We start from the raw sequence: 15,251 nt of genomic DNA, 5'->3' as shown, positions 1-15,251 counted from the left end.
TCCAACAGTTGAGTGCAGTGCCCGAAATATCGGGTTTCGACGTGGGCAACCTACGTAAGCGTAACCGAACAGTCTGAGAAGGCGGTGTGCGAAAAACAGACCTACAGTTCCAGTGTGCAATCGCCCGCAGCAGCGGAAATGCACGTCTGGACGCGGTCGCCCTCACTGTGTTCCTTACCGGAACGAAGGTCGATCACATGCCCTGCCGTCAACGGGACAACGCACGTCTGGCAGATACCCATCCGGCAGCCGAACGGCATCTGAACGCCGACGTTCTCACCGGCTTCGAGCAGGCTGGTCGCGCCGTCGACGGTGGTCTTCTTGTCCGATTTGGAAAACGTGACGGTGCCGCCTGCACCGGAGGTGTCGGCGCGCGAGATCTCGAACCGCTCCAGGTGAAGCCGGTCCTCGATCCCCTCGCGTTTCCAGGTCTTCTCGATCTCTTCGAGCAGAGCTGCAGGCCCGCACGCCCAGGTGTCACGCGTGCGCCAGTCGGGATAGAGCTCGTCGAGCGAGGCGAGTGCGAACTTGCCGTCCGACCGCGTCAGTTGCACGTGCGAGGTGAAGTTGGGATGAGACTTCTCCAGCGCGGCGATCTCGGCGGCGAACATGACTTCGTCCTCGGTGGGTGCCGAGTGGATGTGCACGGTGTCGGGCATGTCGCCGTGCCGATCCAATGCCCGCAGCATCGAGATGATCGGGGTGATGCCGCTGCCTGCCGTGACGAACAAGATTTTGTTCGGCGGCGGCACGGGCAGCGCGAAATTGCCTTTCGGGGCGGCCAGCCGAACGATGGTTCCCTGCGGGACACCGCCGACCAGGTGTGACGAGAGGAAGCCTTCCGGCATCGCCTTGACGGTGATGGAGATCAGCTTGTCCTCCCAGTTCGGCGGAGAGGTCAGCGAGTAGGACCGCCAGTGCCAACGCCCGCCGAGGTGCAACCCGATCCCGATGTACTGGCCGGGCCGGTAATCGAAGTTGAAGCCCCAACCCGGCTGGATCACCAGGGTCACCGCCGTCGCGGTTTCCTTCTCCACTCGCACGATGCGACCGCGGAGTTCGCGTGCGGACCAGAGAGGATTCGCCAGATGCAGGTAGTCATCGGGCAACAAGGGAGTGGTGATGCGGGTGAAGGCACCACGCACCATGTTCAGTCTCGGACGCTTGGGGGCCGATACTCCGGCCGCCGGAGCCTCCAGCCACTTCTTCAGATCCATCGGGTGTTCCATCCCCTCGATCGAGATACTGAACCGCTTGCGGTCATCGAGGTTACGCTACCGTAGGTTCGGGTTCGGGAACACCTGCGCCGATGTGAATCGTGCCCGAGCGAACACGGCCGAGTCACAGCAGTTCGAGCAGAAACGACAACTCTTGCGGGGCGTACCACGCGAGCGTGTGATCCTCGGCGTCGCCGAGCACGAACTCCGCGTCCACGTCACCCATGTCCGCGGCATCGACGGCAGCGACGGCCTTGGCCACCGCCGATTCGGCCCCTTCGAGATCGACGTGGACCGACGCGACCTGATCCATCCGCAACGGTTCCTTCAGCCGGACGACGGCATCGTCGAGATCGGGGCGCAGAGTGGGATCGTCCACATCGGCCGCGATCACCGCCCGCCGGTACACCACCCCTTCGGCGACCGTACCGGTATCGCTCTCGTCGTCGACGGCGGCGGCGATCAGTCGCAGAGAGGCCCGCGCGGCCTCCCCCATCGCCACCTCGGCAAGCTCCTCGTCGTCGCCGGACGAGTACGCCTCACGCAGCGTCGGTGTCACCGCGAAGGCCGTGCGCGAGACCGGGCTGAACTCGCCCTCTGCCGACAACACTTTCAAGAACTCCAGCGTCGCCGGAACGTAGACACGCATTGCAGAAGACCTCACACTCTCGATTCGTTGCTGGCATCGACCAACTCTTCCAATGCCTCGTGCAGAAGCGCCGTGACGACGTCCACGTCGGGCATGGCACCTCGATCGGCATTGAGCCCGAAGAACACGTAGCCGTCGTAGGACGTCAACCCGATGCTCATCGCCTGGTTCTCGAACAGCGGCGACACCGGATACATCTCGAGCATGCGCGCACCGCCCACGTACAGCGGGAACTGGGGTCCTGGCGCGTTGGTGACGATCAGATTGAACACCCGCTGAGAGAGCCTGCTGCCCGCCCGCGCGCCCATCGCGTGCAGGCTCGCAGGCGCGAACCCGGAGATGCGCATCAGTGTCTGTGCGGTGACTCCGCGACTCTGCTTGGCATGCGCCTCGGTGGCGTGCGCAATGTGCGAGAGCCGCACCACGGCATTCGATTCACCGACGGGCAGGTCCACCAGAAACGACGAGACCTCGCTGCGATCGTCCTCGGCCGGCTCGACCGGCCGCTCGGCCGCTTCTCCGAAACCGACCCGATCGGCCGAGACGTACACCGACATGGGCACCATGGCCCGCACCGTCGAGGAGGCCGTGACGGGCTCTCCCCGAGAGAGCAGCCAATTGCGCAGTGCCCCGGTCACGACAGCGAGCACCACGTCGTTGATCGAGCAATCGAACCTGTTGTGGATTCTCCGGTAGTCGGCGAGCTCGGTCTTGGCCACCGCGAATCTGCGGTTTCGCGAGATCGGGGCGTTCAGCGGACTCGACGGCGCGCTCTGGGTCGCGGTGCGCAGAACTGCCGCGACCTTCGCGGCGCCACGCACTGCCTCGCCCGCGACACCGGCAGCCCCGCGGACCGCACCGCGCAGAGCCTCGACGCTCTCCCCAGGACGCACCACCAACTCGGTCAGAGCATCGATGACCAACGCCGAGTCCTTGGGCTCGCGCGCAGGCATCCAGAGTTCCTCGGCCATCGGCGGCGGATTCTTGCTCGCATCCAGAATGACCTGACCGATGTCGAGCGCGTGTTCGCCGTCGACCAAGGCCGAGTGTGACTTGGTGAAGATCGCGAAGCGATTCTTCGACAGGCCCTCGACCAGATACATCTCCCACAGCGGCCGAGTGCGATCGAGTGGGCGCGAGGTCAGTCGCGCGATCAGATCGTGCAACTGATCGTCGGAACCAGGCTTCGGGAGCGCCGACCGGCGAATGTGGTACGTGATGTCGAAATCCGCGTCGTCGACCCACACCGGCCTGGCCAGACCGAAGGCGACCTCACGCACCTTCTGCCGATACCGGGGAACCAAGGCCAATCGTTGTTCGACCAACGACAGCAGTCGGTCGTAGCTGAATCCGCTGCGCGGAGTCCGAAAGATGGCGAGCGACCCGAGGTGCATGGGGCTGCTACTGGCCTCGAGAAAGTAGAACGACGCATCCTGCGCTGTCAGCCTGGTCGCCATCGCGTGTTCCAGTCCCCGTCCTCGCGTGAAGTACGCGCCGATTCCTGTGGCCGAGCGCGCAGTGTGCTCGAACATAGAGTACGTGGCGGGCCGATGTCGGTCTCGGGGTCGGTCGTGGACCGTATCGCGGGCCGATCCGGGGTACCGACGGGAACCGAACGCGCTCTCGGACCGTCAATGACGGTGTGAGCGTCATCGAATCGAACGACCCGCCGGACATCTCCGACACCTCGGCCCCCGGCCCCCGAGTCCGCGCCGAACATCATTGCTTTCTCTCGCGTGCCGCACCGTTCGAACCGCCGCTCTGCACCGGTGCCGTACACACGTGGGATCCGGCGTCGGCCACCGAACCGCCGCCTACTCGGCACCGAGTATCCGTGCGCAGCAACCGTTCTCGACCGCGCGTCGAGCCCTACGGCCGGCCACCGGTACCCGCCGATGCACGGTCGAGTGCCGACCGCGCCATGCGCATGATGATCGAGGTCATCGATCGACGACGCAGCGCAGACCAGCTGTCACCGTTGTTCACCGCCTCGATGGTCGACCTGGTGCGGACCATCGTGCGGAACCCGCCGCCCGGCAGACGACTCGGATTCGCTGCCGTGCGTCGAGTACACGTGGCGTATCGATCGGACGTCTCCGCGGAGATCTTCGGCTCCTACACCCGCGGTCCACGCACGTTCGCCTTCGCGGGCCGAATCGAGCTGGCGATCGACCCGCGCCGCCCCGGGTGGACGGTCACCTCGCTACGAGTGGGGTGACGGTCGCCTCGCCCGGAGGCGACGCGACCGTCGTGCACTATCTCTTGCGCTTGGAGCGAGCTGCCTTCTTGGGTGCCTTGCTCTGAGTCCTCGCGGCTTCGCGACGCTCGCGGCGGGTGCCTTCGGCGGCGGACTCGCTGCCGGACGGGGACGGACCGGAACGGCGAACCGCAGTGCCACCGCCCTCGGCCGGACCGGAGAAGGTCAGTCTCTGCTCGTCCTGGTCGTCGAGACCCTTCGCCCGCAGAGCCGAGGGCACTGCGGGAGCGGCGGGTGCCGGAGCAGTGGGTGCCGGAGCCGTCGGTGCGGGTGCCGTCGGTGCCGGTGCTGCGGCGGGTGTCGGTGCCGGTCGGCCGGAGCCCACCGGCGAGGACAGTCCTGGAGCCACGGCGAGACCTGCCGAGGCCGCGGGCCCCGCCGGAGCCGGTGTCGCCTCGACCTGAAGGTTGAACAGGAAGCCGACCGACTCCTCCTTCAGGCCGTCGAGCATGCCCTGGAACATGTCGTAGCCCTCGCGCTGGTATTCGACCAGCGGGTCACGCTGCGCCATCGCACGCAGGCCGATGCCTTCCTTGAGGTAGTCCATCTCGTAGAGGTGCTCGCGCCACTTGCGATCGAGTACCGACAGCAGCACTCGACGCTCGAGTTCACGCATTCCGTTCTCGCCGGCGATTCCGTCGATCTCGGCCTCGCGGGTGGCGTAGGCCGATCGCGCGTCCTCGAGCAGCGCCTCACGCAATTCGTCGCGGCTCAGGTCGTCCTTCTCGCCGTCCTCGTTCTCGCCGACGAGCACCTTGTGGTCGATTCCCACCGGATAGAGAGTCTTCAGTGCGGTCCAGAGCTGCTCGAGATCCCAGTCCTCGACGTAGCCCTCGGCCGTCGCACCGTCGACGTAGGCGGTGATCACGTCGGTGATCATGCCCTCGACCTGGCCCTCCATGTCGGCACCTTCGAGGATCCGGCGACGCTCCTCGTAAATGACGGTGCGCTGTTGGTTCATCACCTCGTCGTACTTGAGAACGTTCTTGCGGATCTCGAAGTTCTGCTGCTCGACCTGCGTCTGAGCGCTCTTGATGGCCTTGGACACCATCTTGGCTTCGATCGGGACGTCGTCGGGCAGGTTGAGCCGGGTCATGATCGATTCGAGTGCACCACCGTTGAATCGACGCATCAGTTCGTCGCCGAGCGAGAGGTAGAAACGCGATTCACCCGGATCACCCTGACGACCGGAGCGGCCTCGAAGCTGGTTGTCGATCCGGCGCGAATCGTGTCGCTCGGTACCGAGGACGTACAGCCCACCGGCCTCGCGCACAGTATCGGCATCGGCCTTGACCTGCGCCTTGACCTCTTCGAGCGCAGGCTCCCACGCGGCCTCGTACTCTTCCGGGGTCTCGACCGGATCCAGACCCTGCTTCCTCAGTTTCAGGTCGGCGAGAATGTCCGGATTGCCACCGAGCACGACGTCGGTGCCGCGGCCGGCCATGTTGGTCGCGACGGTCACCGCGCCCTGCCTGCCCGCCTCGGCGATGATCGTCGCTTCCTGCTCGTGGAACTTCGCGTTCAACACGTTGTGCGCCACGCCGCGCTTGGTGAACTGCTTCGACAGGTACTCCGAGCGCTCGACGCTCGTGGTGCCGATGAGGACCGGCTGGCCCTTCTCGTGCCGCTCGACGACGTCGTCGACGACGGCGTCGAACTTCGCTTCTTCCGTCTTGTAGATCAGGTCGCCGTTGTCCACGCGGACCATGGGACGGTTGGTCGGAATCGGAATGACGCCGAGACCGTAGATCTGGTGCAGTTCCGCGGCCTCGGTCTCGGCGGTACCCGTCATGCCCGAGAGCTTGTCGTAGAGACGGAAGTAGTTCTGCAGGGTGATGGTGGCCAGCGTCTGGTTCTCGGCCTTGATCTCCACCTTCTCCTTGGCTTCGATCGCCTGGTGCATGCCCTCGTTGTAGCGGCGTCCCACCAGGATGCGGCCGGTGAACTCGTCGACGATGATGACCTCACCGTCGCGGACGATGTAGTCCTTGTCCTTGGTGTAGAGCTCTTTGGCCTTGATCGCGTTGTTGAGGTAGTTCACCAGCGGAGAGTTGGCGGCCTCGTACAGGTTGTCGATGCCGAGCTGATCCTCGACCAGTTCGACGCCAGCCTCGTGCACACCGATGGTCCGCTTGCGGATGTCGACCTCGTAGTGGGTGTCCACCTTGAGCATCGGCGCGATACGGGCGAATTCTCCGTACCACTTGCTCGACGCGTCGGCGGGTCCGGAGATGATCAGCGGCGTGCGGGCCTCGTCGATGAGGATCGAGTCGACCTCGTCGACGACGGCGAAGTTGTGGCCGCGCTGCACGAGGTCGTCGAGCGAGTGCGTCATGTTGTCGCGCAGGTAGTCGAAACCGAACTCGTTGTTGGTGCCGTAGGTGATGTCCGCGGCGTATGCGGCACGGCGTTCCACCGGGGTCATGCCGGAGAGAATCACGTCGACCGAGAGACCGAGGAAACGGTGCACGCGGCCCATCCACTCCGAGTCGCGCTTGGCGAGGTAGTCGTTGACCGTCACCACGTGCACACCGTCGCCGGAGATGGCGTTGAGGTAAGCGGGCAGAACACAGGTCAGGGTCTTGCCCTCACCGGTCTTCATCTCGGCGATGTTGCCGAAGTGCAGGGCGGCTCCACCCATGACCTGAACGTCGAAGTGTCGCTGCGACAGCACCCGCCACGACGCCTCGCGGGCCACGGCGAAGGCCTCGGGCAGGAGCTGATCCAGGGTCTCGCCGGCGGAGTACCTCTCCTTGAACTCCGCGGTCTTGCCGCGCAGTTCGTCGTCGGAGAGGCTCTCGACGTCCGGAGACAGGGTCGAGACGTGGTCGGCGATGCTCTTGAGCCGCTTGACCATGCGACCTTCACCGACACGGAGCAGCTTGGAAAACGACAGCGACGGCACGGGCTTTCTCGTCCTCGATCCTCGGTTCACGGGTACTGGTACGAACAACACTGCATACTGCACGAGCTCACGGGTTCGTCACCACGACTTCTGCGTGACGGGTAACCCGAACGCGTCCATGGTAGGCGGTGTCGCTGCGAACCCGGCAGCCCGACTGTCGGTCGTCGGAGATCGTCGATCGACCATTCGGACAACACCGACACAGCACTGCAGGCTCGACGTGGGGATCGAGTCTCCGGTGTCGAGCCTGCAGCGGTGAAAAGATTTCACGGACGGCGAACGAGTCGCGCCGCCTCGAGCGGTCCGGTCAGGTGAGTCTGATCAAGCCGTAATCGAAGGCGTGCCGTCGGTACACGACCGAGGGACGATCGGTTGCGCTGTCGTGGAACAGGAAGAAATCGTGACCGACGAGTTCCATTTCGTACAGCGCGTCGTCGACGCTCATCGGTGCAGCCGAGTGGATCTTGGTTCGCACGATGTGCCCGGGACCGCTCTGGTCGTCCTCGAACGAGTCGAGTTTGATCTCGGGATCGAGGGCCAGCGTGTCGTCCTCGGCGAGTTCGGCAGTGGCCTCGGCGACGGACACGGGTCTCTTCTCGCCGTAGTGGACCTTGCGACGGTCCTTGGTGCGCCGGAGTCTGCTCTCAAGTTTCGACGTCACCGCTTCGAGTGCGGCATAGAAACTGTCGGCACACGCTTCGGCTCGAACGACCGGGCCCTTGCCCTTCGCGGTGATCTCCACGCGTTGACATGCCTTGGCCTGGCGGCGATTTCGTTCGTGCTGCAGTTCGACGTCGAACAGGTAGATGGAGGGATCGAAGCGCTCGAGGCGAGCCAATTTCTCGGAGACGTATATCCGGAAATGATCCGGTATCTCGACGTTGCGGCCCTTGACCACAACGTCCGCATTGCTCTTGGCGGGTTCTTCCGAGGGCTTCTCGTCGAAGAAAACCGAGGCTTGTGAAGGGGTCGTCACGCGTACCTCCCGATATCGGCCACGCCCACTGTTGGACGTGGCAAGTGTGCATGCCGAATGGGGAACCTTCCGGCATCTCGAGTCCGGGGCATCACCTCACATCCGGTTCAGTTGGGGCGTGTCCGCGACGTTAGTCGGTCATCGACTCGTGTGCCACCGTTCACCCCGAATTGGTTGTCGGCGTGTCCCTCCACCTCACCGTCACGCACTGGCCACCACCAGCGCGCCGGCCACCGGGACCCCGAAATCGGTTAGTACTCTTGCCGATTCGGCCAAGGTCGCGCCGGTGGTGACGACGTCGTCGATGAGCAGAACGGTGAAGTCCGCCGACTTCGTCCCACGTGCGCCGGTTCGCGGACGAGTCACCCCGACGGCCTCGATCCGGCCCGCCACGTTGTGCTGCCGTTGCCCGGCCGACAGTCCGACCGAGTCGCGGACCGCGCCGCTCATGCGGAGCACCTCGGGAACGAGCACTCGCTCCGGTGCCAACTGTTCGGCAGCGATCCGAGCGCATCGCAGAACGGGATCACCCCCGCGAGCGCGCGCCGCCCGAGCCCGAGAGGGCGCGCAGATCAGAACCAGCGAACCGAGCTCGGGCGGATCGATCTCACCTGCGTCACGCAGATGTCCCACGGCCCCGGCGAGCGCTCGCCCGAAGGGCCGGGCCACCGACCGTCGACCTCGCTCCTTCAAGGCGATCACACCACTGCGACGCGGCCCGGTGTACGTACCGAGGGACCAGCACGGCACGCCGGGATCGACTCGTGGACGAACGGCGATGGGCGGGACGAACAGAGCCAGGGAACACACCGGGCACCAGTGCTCCCCCGGCACACCGCACCCGGCACACTCGAGAGGCAGAATCAGATCGAGGAGCGATCGCATGGACGGGGATTCTGCCCGGGCCCACCGACAGACGTCTGCGGCCCCGTCAGCCGGGCAGAATCGGCACCGCTTCGACTCCGGTCAATCCGGTGACCTCGCGCCAGTACCGGTCGCCGACCGGATCGGTGTTGTTGAGCGCGAACACGGCCCGCGCGTCGGCCACGTACTCCGTTTCCGGCGAGGCGTCCACCGCCAACACCGGAGTGGTCAGGTTGCGTGAGGGCAGCGGATCCATCCGGGATCCGTCGACGGTCACCTCGACCACCGGTGTATCGGTGGCGACCCGTGCGATCACGATCGTGTCGCCCGTACTCCAGTCCAGACTCGTGGCGTCACTACCGAGTCCGATGGCCACGGCCCTCGGCTCGGTCAGGGAGTACACGCCCGAGGGCTCGCGCACCACCGTCGCCACGTACACGACGCCGTCGACGATGAGCGCCGCTCGCACCCCGTCGCGGGCCAGTCGCAGTTCGGTGATCCGATTGCCGAGTGTCGTGACGGCGGTGGCCTCGACCGGGATCACCGACACCTGACCGGTGGACGGATCGCGGGCGGCCCGGATGACGTTGGTGCCGTCGATCACCGCCCACGCCGCGTTGTCGTCGGCTCCCCAGGTGGGACGCGTGATCGATTGCCCCTCGGCCACGGGGAACGCGCCACCGTCGTAGCTACCGACCATGAGCGTGCTCGACGGCGCAGGGGCGGGCCGTCCGGTGTCCGCGACGCCTGCCACGAGGGTGCCGTCGTTCGACAGCGCCACCGAACGCAGGTTGCGGGCCTGCCCGAAGTACCCGGGAGCGGGGGTGGTCTCCGCCTCGTCGACGCGGAGCAATGTGCCGGAGGCGAGTGCGTGCAGCCCGATGCTGTCGTCGGTACCGCCCAGCGGATCGAACGCGTCGACGCCCGCGGTCGTCCACCCGTCGGGCTTGGTCGTGTCGATGGGTTGACCGTCGGCGAGCAACACGTACGGCCCTGCCACCTCCGCCGAGGCGAGAGTCCAGATCACTTGAGCGGCAAGCAGTTCGCGATCGCGGTCACCCTTGTTCTGCAGGCCACCGAAGTCGATCTTGATGCCGCCGAGTCCCACCCCCACCTGCGAGGTCTGGCCGTCTGCCTTGGTGATGGGCCCGCGAATACTCACATCGTCGGACAGTTCGTTGCTCACCGCGGCCGCCAGCGCCGACTTGGGGCCGTCGATGAGCAGCTGCACGAGCTGGTTGGCGAGCTGGTCCTGCGATCCGCTGGTCCACCGCACGTCGGGCACGAGTACGCCACCGAGCGGATCCACGAAGTAGAGCGATCGCTGCTGATAGGTGTTCAGAAATGCGGATCGATCGATGACGACGCCCGGCGGCAGTTTCGAGATCCGCCACTGACCGTCCACTCGGGCCATCTCGATCGCGGCGTCGACCGTGTCCGAGCCGGCCTGGTACTCGCCGCCGGAGGCCAGCATTCCCGCCGTCGTCGAGCGGATGGTGAACTGCGCGGTGTCCGCAGTTCGTGGACCGGACAGGGTGTCGATCCGGTCCGCTACGACCGTCCGTGCGCCGTCGTCCCACGTTCCCGACGCCTCCTCGGTGAGAAACTGCCGGGCGGCCTGATGCCTGTTGGCCGAGACCGCGCTGGCCTCGAAGAAGTCGTCGAGCAGGCGATCGGGCTCGCGTCCCGGCTCGGGGGCCGGGGCGCTGGTCGGCACGGCACCGGCGGTCAAGGTGCCGATGGCCTGAGGGCTGGACGATTCGGGCAGGCTGGCGCAGCCGCCCACGAGGGCGACGACGAGCGCGCACATCGCCAGCACCCGGGTGCTGCGACGACACGAGAAGATCACGTCGCGGGCTCCGACGCGGATGTCTTGGGTGCGGTGATCGCGGGAATCGGTTGTCCTTGTGCGAATTTTCTGGTGCTGGGTTTGAGGGGCAGTGGGGACCCGATCACCTTGTGCCCGCGCACGAGCGGCAGGGTGAGTCGGAAACATGCGCCTTCGCCCACTACTCCCCACGCTTCGAGCTTACCGTCGTGCAGGCGGGCGTCCTCGACGCTGATGGCCAGCCCCAGGCCGGTGCCGCCGGAACGTCGAACGCGGGAGGGATCCGAGCGCCAGAACCGGTTGAACACCAGCTTCTCTTCGCCCGGTCGCAGCCCGACTCCCTGATCGCGCACCACGAATGCTGCCGCGTCGGCGTCCGAGCGCAGCCGCAGCAGGACCGGCTTGCCCTCGCCGTGGTCGAGTGCGTTCGCCAGCAGATTGCGCAGGATTCGTTCCACCCGTCGGGGGTCGACCTCGGCGATCACTGCGGTCTCGGGCATGTCGACGATCACTTCGGTGCCGGTCTCGCGGGCCAGATGTCGCACGGTCGACACCGCCGCTCGAGCGCACATGCGCAGGTCGAGCTGTTCGGCGGCCAGTTCGGCCACGCCCGCGTCGTGGCGGCTGATCTCGAGCAGGTCACCGAGGAGGGTCTCGAACCGATCGAGCTCGTTGACCAGCAACTCCGACGATCTCTTGAGTGCAGGCTCCAGGTCGTCGCTGGCGTCGTGAATGAGGTCTGCGGCCATCCGAACGGTGGTCAGCGGGGTGCGTAGTTCGTGGCTGACGTCGGAGGTGAATCGGCGCTGGAGATTGCCGAATTCCTCGAGCTGGGTGATCTGTTTGGACAGGCTCTCGGCCATCTCGTTGAACGACATCGCAAGTCTGGCCATGTCGTCCTCGCCGCGGACCGGCATGCGTTCCTTGAGCCTGCCGTCGGCGAATCGCACCGCGATCCTCGACGCCGAACGAATGGGCAGAACCACCTGCCGCGCGACGAGCATCGCGATCGCCGCGAGCAGAACCAGGAGCACCACCGCACCGATGAACAGCGTGCCGCGAACGAGCGAGAGCGTGCGATCCTCGCTGGCCAGCGGAAAGATGAGGTAGAGCTGCAGGGCCGAGATGTCGGATCCGGTGGGCGATCCCATGATCAGCGCCGATCCGGAATACCCGCCGTCGCTGTCGGTCACCGTGGCGTACTGCGAACTGATCAGGCCCTTCTTGACGAAGTCGCGCAGGCTGTTCGGGATCTGATCGACCGGACCGACGGACGCCTCCGCTCGGGTGGCATCGCCCTCCACGATCAGGACCGGATCGAACGATCCCGCCGACCCGGTGGTCGACGCCGCGTCCAGATCCTGGTTGGTCAGTGCCGCCCTGGCCCGTTCGAGGCGTGTCGCGAGCCCGCTCGAATCGTCGGCTCCGGCGAGGTTGCCCTCGACGGTGGTCCGCGAACGGTCGAGCTCCTCGGTCGCGGCGGACAACTTGGCCTCGAGCAGTCGATCGGTGATCTGGCTGGTCAACACCACACCGAGGATGAGAATGACCACCAGGGACAGCGTGAGCGTCGACACGACGACGCGCAGCTGCAGAGACCGTCGCCAGGCATGGCCGAGCGACGTACTCAGCGAACGAAACCAACGCAGTACCGGTGAGAACTTGCCGTTGATCCGCCGCCGAGAATGGGAGAAACGGATCACGGCGGTCCGGCCTTGTAGCCGACCCCCCTCACGGTCAACACCACCTCGGGGTTCTCCGGGTCCTTCTCCACCTTGGCGCGCAGACGCTGCACGTGCACGTTGACCAGTCGGGTGTCGGCCGCGTGGCGGTAACCCCAGACCTGTTCGAGCAACACCTCTCGAGTGAACACCTGGCGAGGTTTGCGGGCAAGCGCCACGAGCAGGTCGAACTCGAGGGGCGTCAGGGAGACGAGTTCGTCGCCGCGACTGACCTTGTGGGCCGGCACGTCGATGACGATGTCTGCGATGGACAGCAGTTCGGCGGGTTCGTCCTCGGTCCGACGCAGGCGCGCACGCACCCGAGCGACCAGTTCCTTCGGCTTGAAGGGCTTCATGATGTAGTCGTCCGCACCGGACTCGAGACCCAGGACGACGTCGACGGTGTCGGTCTTGGCCGTCAGCATGACGATCGGCACGCCCGAATCGGCACGAAGGACGCGGCAGACGTCGATGCCGTTCATTCCGGGAAGCATCAGGTCGAGCAACACCAGGTCCGGCCGATTCTCGCGTACGGCAGCCAGAGCTTGGGTGCCGTCGCCGACCACGAAGGGCTCGAATCCCTCACCGCGCAACACGATGGTGAGCATCTCCGCCAGAGCCGAATCGTCGTCCACAACCAGAATCCGAGGCTTCATGGTCCTATGGTGTCACTTTCCGAACCCCTGATGGCTGATTGAACATGTCGGCGGCGAGTCGATCGGGGTCGACGTCGGCGGTGACGACCCGCCACGGCGACACCCAATGCGATGCAGCGAGGGTGCTGTACGCAGCCGAGGTTCGGCTCTGCAGTGAGCTGTCGCGCTCATAGGAATCCCGGGTGCGAGCGGCGTCCGCACTCTCCCGGGCCGCAGCACGCTCGGCGGCCAGCGCCACCGGGACGTCGAGGAGAATCTGGACATCGGGAACGGGCACCGCGAATCGCTCGAACTCGAGCGACCTGATCCATTCGACGGCCTCGCCGTCGGCGGACTGCTCGAGCCGAGCGGCGGTGTAGGCGGCGTTGGATGCCACGTACCGATCGAGAAGAACGATGTCGTTGTCCGAGAGCAACCTTCGGATCTCGTCGCCCGCGTCCCGGCGATCGAGAGCGAACAACAGGGCCATCGCGTGCACACTGCCTGCGGTGTCGCCGTGTTCGCCGTGCAACGCCTCCGCAGCCAGATCGGCGTGGATCGATCGGTGGTACCGGGGAAACCCGATGCGCTCGACCGACAGGCCGTCACGTTCCCACGCCGAAACGAGCCGACGGGCGAGCGTGTTCTTGCCCGCTCCGTCGACTCCTTCGATGACGAACAGTTTTCCCACTCCCGGACCTGCCCCGTCGGTCAGTAGCGGTAGTGCTCGGGCTTGTACGGGCCCTCGACGTCGACGCCGATGTACTCGGCCTGCTCCTTGGTGAGCTTGGTGATCGAACCACCGAGCGCTTCGACGTGGATGCGGGCGACCTTCTCGTCGAGGTGCTTGGGCAGGCGGTAGACCTCGTTGTCGTACTCGTCCGGCTTGGTCCACAGTTCGATCTGAGCGATGACCTGGTTGGAGAAGCTGTTGCTCATGACGAACGACGGGTGTCCCGTGGCGTTGCCGAGATTGAGCAAGCGACCCTCGGACAGGACGATGATCGAGTGCCCGTCCTTGAACTGGTACTCGTCGACCTGCGGCTTGATGTTGATCCGCGTGACATCGGGAGCCTTCTCCAGCCCGGCCATGTCGATCTCGTTGTCGAAGTGACCGATGTTGCCCAGGATCGCCTGGTGCTTCATCTTGCGCATGTGCTCGAACGTGATGATCGACAGGTTGCCCGTCGAGGTGATCACGATGTCGGCCTGCTCGATGAACTCCTCGACCGTGCGCACGTCGAAGCCGTCCATCAGCGCCTGCAGCGCGTTGATCGGGTCGGCCTCGGTGACGGTCACACGTGCACCCTGGCCCTTGAGCGCCTCGGCGCAGCCCTTGCCCACGTCGCCGTAGCCACAGACCAGAACGGCCTTGCCGCCGATGAGAACGTCGGTGCCGCGGTTGATGCCGTCGATCAGCGAATGCCGGGTGCCGTACTTGTTGTCGAACTTGCTCTTGGTGACGGAGTCGTTGACGTTGATGGCCGGGAACGTGAGCTCTCCGGCGGCCGCGAACTGGTAGAGCCGCAGCACGCCGGTCGTGGTCTCTTCGGTGACACCCTGAACGGACTCGGCGACCTCGGTCCACTTGGACTTCGATGCCTCGAGCGAGCGACGAAGCAGGCCGAGAAACACCTTGTACTCGTCCGAATCGTGATCGTCGTCGGTCGGCGGTACGACGCCTGCCTTCTCGAACTGCGCGCCGCGCAGTACCAGCATCGTGGCGTCGCCACCGTCGTCGAGAATCATGTTGGCGGGCTGCTCGGGCCAGGTGAGCATCTGCTCGGCCGCCCACCAGTACTCTTCGAGGCTTTCACCCTTCCAGGCGAACACCGGGACGCCCTTGGGCTCCTCGACGGTGCCGTAGGGCCCGACGACGACGGCTGCTGCCGCGTGGTCCTGGGTGGAGAAGATGTTGCACGACGCCCACCGAACTTCGGCACCGAGTGCAACCAGGGTCTCGATCAGCACGGCTGTCTGCACGGTCATGTGCAGCGATCCCGAGACTCGCGCTCCCTTGAGCGGCTGCACGTCTGCGTATTCGCGGCGCAGCGCGATCAAGCCGGGCATCTCGTGCTCGGCGAGTCGGATTTCCTTGCGGCCGAATTCCGCGAGCGACAGGTCTGCGACCTTGAAGTCGATTCCACCGCGGCGATCCACGGTGAGTGCCGATCCTGACGTAACTGAGGTCGTCATCTT

General features: G+C 65.6%; 12 protein-coding genes. 1 reads left to right on the top strand and 11 read right to left on the bottom strand.

Going from position 1 to position 15,251, the window contains the following annotated elements; genetic code table 11:
- Positions 1-101: 101 nt before the first annotated feature.
- From CH274_RS05825 to CH274_RS05815, 3 genes are all read right to left on the bottom strand, one after another.
- On the bottom strand, positions 102-1,217 hold the full coding sequence (locus tag CH274_RS05825; protein ID WP_032398293.1) for a ferredoxin reductase: 1,116 nt from the start codon (positions 1,215-1,217) through the stop codon (positions 102-104).
- A 124-nt stretch (positions 1,218-1,341) separates the two neighbouring features.
- Positions 1,342-1,866, bottom strand: a complete 525-nt coding sequence (locus CH274_RS05820) for a DUF6912 family protein (protein ID WP_032397668.1) — start codon at positions 1,864-1,866, stop codon at positions 1,342-1,344.
- An 11-nt stretch (positions 1,867-1,877) separates the two neighbouring features.
- Positions 1,878-3,323: a WS/DGAT/MGAT family O-acyltransferase gene (locus CH274_RS05815; protein ID WP_094657225.1), complete on the bottom strand. Its 1,446-nt coding sequence runs from the start codon at positions 3,321-3,323 to the stop codon at positions 1,878-1,880.
- Positions 3,324-3,508: 185 nt separating this feature from the next.
- Between CH274_RS05815 and CH274_RS05810 the strand changes: the two genes are divergently transcribed.
- Positions 3,509-4,084, top strand: coding sequence for an Rv3235 family protein (locus CH274_RS05810; protein ID WP_094632511.1), 576 nt, complete (start codon positions 3,509-3,511; stop codon positions 4,082-4,084).
- A 37-nt stretch (positions 4,085-4,121) separates the two neighbouring features.
- Here CH274_RS05810 and secA read toward each other — a convergent pair whose 3' ends face one another.
- The 8 genes from secA to ahcY all read right to left on the bottom strand — a co-directional run bounded on the left by secA (position 4,122) and on the right by ahcY (position 15,248).
- The gene (secA, locus tag CH274_RS05805; RefSeq protein ID WP_094648150.1) at positions 4,122-7,028 is read right to left on the bottom strand and encodes a preprotein translocase subunit SecA; all 2,907 of its coding nucleotides are present in this window, start codon (positions 7,026-7,028) and stop codon (positions 4,122-4,124) included.
- A 307-nt stretch (positions 7,029-7,335) separates the two neighbouring features.
- Positions 7,336-8,004: a ribosome hibernation-promoting factor, HPF/YfiA family gene (hpf, locus tag CH274_RS05795; RefSeq protein ID WP_032397665.1), complete on the bottom strand. Its 669-nt coding sequence runs from the start codon at positions 8,002-8,004 to the stop codon at positions 7,336-7,338.
- A gap of 201 nt (positions 8,005-8,205) precedes the next feature.
- A complete protein-coding gene (locus CH274_RS05790) occupies positions 8,206-8,889 on the bottom strand; it encodes a ComF family protein (RefSeq protein WP_032397664.1) in 684 nt (227 codons plus the stop codon).
- Between the two features lie 46 nt (positions 8,890-8,935).
- Positions 8,936-10,678 carry an MtrAB system accessory lipoprotein LpqB gene (lpqB, locus tag CH274_RS05785; protein WP_052050429.1) on the bottom strand — a complete coding sequence of 581 codons (1,743 nt, stop codon included), beginning with the start codon at positions 10,676-10,678 and terminating at the stop codon, positions 8,936-8,938.
- Between the two features lie 35 nt (positions 10,679-10,713).
- Positions 10,714-12,399: an MtrAB system histidine kinase MtrB gene (mtrB, locus tag CH274_RS05780; RefSeq protein WP_094656958.1), complete on the bottom strand. Its 1,686-nt coding sequence runs from the start codon at positions 12,397-12,399 to the stop codon at positions 10,714-10,716.
- On the bottom strand, positions 12,396-13,073 hold the full coding sequence (gene mtrA / locus CH274_RS05775; RefSeq protein WP_027496508.1) for an MtrAB system response regulator MtrA: 678 nt from the start codon (positions 13,071-13,073) through the stop codon (positions 12,396-12,398). The genes mtrB and mtrA overlap by 4 nt, the downstream gene beginning before the upstream one ends.
- 4 nt (positions 13,074-13,077) lie before the next feature.
- The gene (locus CH274_RS05770; RefSeq protein WP_094656957.1) at positions 13,078-13,743 is read right to left on the bottom strand and encodes a dTMP kinase; all 666 of its coding nucleotides are present in this window, start codon (positions 13,741-13,743) and stop codon (positions 13,078-13,080) included.
- A gap of 20 nt (positions 13,744-13,763) precedes the next feature.
- On the bottom strand, positions 13,764-15,248 hold the full coding sequence (gene ahcY / locus CH274_RS05765) for an adenosylhomocysteinase (RefSeq protein ID WP_032397661.1): 1,485 nt from the start codon (positions 15,246-15,248) through the stop codon (positions 13,764-13,766).
- Positions 15,249-15,251 lie beyond the last annotated feature (3 nt).

It is taken from the genome of Rhodococcus sp. 06-418-5 (assembly GCF_002258285.1).
Taxonomy (GTDB): Bacteria; Actinomycetota; Actinomycetes; order Mycobacteriales; family Mycobacteriaceae; genus Rhodococcoides.
The sequence above is the reverse complement of the archived record's forward strand: the minus strand, read 5'-3'. Positions and strand labels throughout refer to the sequence as shown.

What these genes read in the sequence shown, in the direction of transcription:
- lpqB (WP_052050429.1), bottom strand. Translation starts at nt 10,678, where the DNA reads ATGTGCGCGCTCGTCGTCGCCCTCGTGGGCGGCTGCGCCAGCCTGCCC.
- mtrA (WP_027496508.1), bottom strand. Translation starts at nt 13,073, where the DNA reads ATGAAGCCTCGGATTCTGGTTGTGGACGACGATTCGGCTCTGGCGGAG.
- CH274_RS05790 (WP_032397664.1), bottom strand. Translation starts at nt 8,889, where the DNA reads ATGCGATCGCTCCTCGATCTGATTCTGCCTCTCGAGTGTGCCGGGTGC.
- CH274_RS05815 (WP_094657225.1), bottom strand. Translation starts at nt 3,323, where the DNA reads ATGGCGACCAGGCTGACAGCGCAGGATGCGTCGTTCTACTTTCTCGAG.
- ahcY (WP_032397661.1), bottom strand. Translation starts at nt 15,248, where the DNA reads ATGACGACCTCAGTTACGTCAGGATCGGCACTCACCGTGGATCGCCGC.
- CH274_RS05820 (WP_032397668.1), bottom strand. Translation starts at nt 1,866, where the DNA reads ATGCGTGTCTACGTTCCGGCGACGCTGGAGTTCTTGAAAGTGTTGTCG.
- CH274_RS05825 (WP_032398293.1), bottom strand. Translation starts at nt 1,217, where the DNA reads ATGGATCTGAAGAAGTGGCTGGAGGCTCCGGCGGCCGGAGTATCGGCC.